Genomic DNA, 2,216 nt, shown 5'->3' with positions numbered 1-2,216 from the left:
GTACCTGGAGCAAATCCGGTGGCACCAGGGATTCCTGTTTCCGGTAATTCATGATTCACTCCCGTGATGACGAAGCGCCGCCTGCCTATGGTCGAGCATGCCGACACGCTGTCGCTGAAGGCGCTGCGCGAGCTCGTGACCGGCCTGGTGGAGAGGGCTGATCGGGCAGACGCCCGAATTGAGAAGCTCGAAGCTGAAAACCAAAGGCTTCGCGATGAGAACGATCAGCTCAGGCTCGAGAACACCCGGCTGAAAATCGACAACCAGCTTTTGCGCGACGAGATTGCGCGGCTTAAAAATCTGCCGCCCCGTCCACCCTTCAGACCGTCGGGTATGGAGAAAGCAACGGGTGACAAGCCGCTCTCGGCCAAGGATCCGGCGCCCCGGCCGCGAGGGCCGAAGAACGACACAAAGCGGGTGACGCGTGAAGAGGTGCTGCCTGTCAGTGTACCGCCCGGATCGCGCTTCAAGGGCTACAAGGACTGCTTCGTTCGGGATCTGGTTCTGCAGGTCGAGGTGGTTCGTTACCGGCGGGAGTGCTGGGTGACGCCGGACGGAGACACCATCACAGCACAGCTGCCTGCGGGGATACGAGGTGGCTTTGGGCCCAACCTGCAGCGGTTTTGTCTGATGCTGCATGCGCATGGGCAGGTCACGACGCAGCGAATGACGACGTTGCTCAACGACGTCGGTGTCGAGATCTCTAAGCGCCAGGTGGTGCGGTTCCTGACAGAGAGGCTGGATGGTTTCCACGCCGAGGATGCAGCCGTCCTCCACGCCGGCCTCGTGTCTGCGCCTTACGTGACGGTCGACGATACTGGTGCCCGTCACGCCAACCGCAATTTCCATACAACGCATATTGGCGGCGAGCATTTCACCGCCTTTCGAACGGCGTCTTCGAAGTCGCGTCTGAACTTCCTCGCCCTGCTGCGCGGCAACTATCAGGACTATGTTCTCAACGACGCCGCTTTCGCACTGCTGGAAGAGCGGCAGGTCGACCCTGCCCTTGCTGACCGGTTGAACACCCATGAACCGCTGAGGTTTGCCAACCGGGTGCCCTTCCTCCAGCATCTCGCCGAACATGGCATCGACATCTTCGACACGGAGACGCTTCGGCCGTTCGCTGAGGCCGGCATATGGGGCGCCATCCGCCATCATGGCTTGGTTGGAAACGCGGTGATCGTCTCCGACGATGCCGGGCAGTTTCGGGTTGGTACACACGCGCTGTGTTGGGTCCATGCCGAACGGCTGCTGCAGAAACTGATGCCGGCCACGCCCGGCCAGGTGAAGCACGTCGAGACCCTGCGCGAGCTCATCTGGCACTTTTACAAGGCTCTCAAAGCCTATCGACGAAGGCCTGACCCAGCTATGGCCAAGGGCCTGCAGGCTCGCTTCGACCGGATTTTCTCGATCCGCACCGGCTATGGCGATCTCGACAAACTGCTGTTTCGCCTCAGGTGCCGCAAGCCGGAGCTTCTCATGGTTCTGGAGCGGCCGGAGATCCCGCTCCACACCAATGCGTCGGAACGCGATCTGCGTGGCTTTGTCATCAAGCGGAAGATTTCCGGGGGCACCGTCAGTCGCAACGGCCGTCAGGCGCGCGACAGCATGCTGGGCCTTTCGAAGACCTGCCAGAAGCTCGGCCTGTCGTTCTGGCACTACCTCGGCGATCGGCTGGGGATCGGCACATCGCACCCAGCCATTCCTCCACTGGCCACCATGATCGTTGCCAGGTCCTGAGCCCATCACCGACGTTCTGGCTTTGGGAAGGACACGACCTTGCCGTCGTCGGATTGGATCTGACCCGCGGTATCGAGCACGTGGACGCCGGTGGGTTTCAGCAGGGTCGGCGATACATTCCATTGACGGTTATCATCGGCATGCACCGTCACCGTCTTCTTGTTGCGGCGGATGACGACACCACGAACCAGAACACCGCCGGGGCCTTCAAACTCCACGCCGCTTCCGACCCTGATTTCTTGAAGGGCCGCGGTGGTTCGCTGGTGATGCAAATACTGCAGACGCTCGACGATGCGCTCTTTGAGTTCGATGAGGGTTGCCTCGTCCAGGCTGTCGATATCGATCTGCCGCATTTGCTCCGCCCCACTCCCCTGTTGACCGTCAATACCACCATGCCAAACGCCAATTTGGCAGACAACCAGATGCCGACGGATGGTCCTGTTTTCGGGCACTGCCACCCAATCAGCCCCGCTTAC

General features: G+C 61.0%; 2 protein-coding genes. One reads left to right on the top strand and one right to left on the bottom strand.

Features of this window, described 5'->3' with window-relative positions; all coding sequences use genetic code 11:
• Nucleotides 1-66 precede the first annotated feature (66 nt).
• A complete protein-coding gene (locus DYZ14_RS23970) occupies nucleotides 67-1,740 on the top strand; it encodes an IS66 family transposase (protein ID WP_154722935.1) in 1,674 nt (557 codons plus the stop codon).
• A 5-nt stretch (nucleotides 1,741-1,745) separates the two neighbouring features.
• Here the strand turns inward: DYZ14_RS23970 and DYZ14_RS23965 are convergent.
• Nucleotides 1,746-2,216 (bottom strand): hypothetical protein (locus DYZ14_RS23965; protein WP_232365674.1); only part of this gene is annotated, 471 nt, incomplete at its 5' end.

The organism is Ciceribacter sp. T2.26MG-112.2 (assembly GCF_900492205.1).
Lineage (GTDB): Bacteria > Pseudomonadota > Alphaproteobacteria > Rhizobiales > Rhizobiaceae > Allorhizobium > Allorhizobium naphthalenivorans_A.
The sequence above is the reverse complement of the archived record's forward strand: the minus strand, read 5'-3'. Positions and strand labels throughout refer to the sequence as shown.

What these genes read in the sequence shown, in the direction of transcription:
- DYZ14_RS23970 (WP_154722935.1), top strand. Translation starts at nt 67, where the DNA reads ATGACGAAGCGCCGCCTGCCTATGGTCGAGCATGCCGACACGCTGTCG.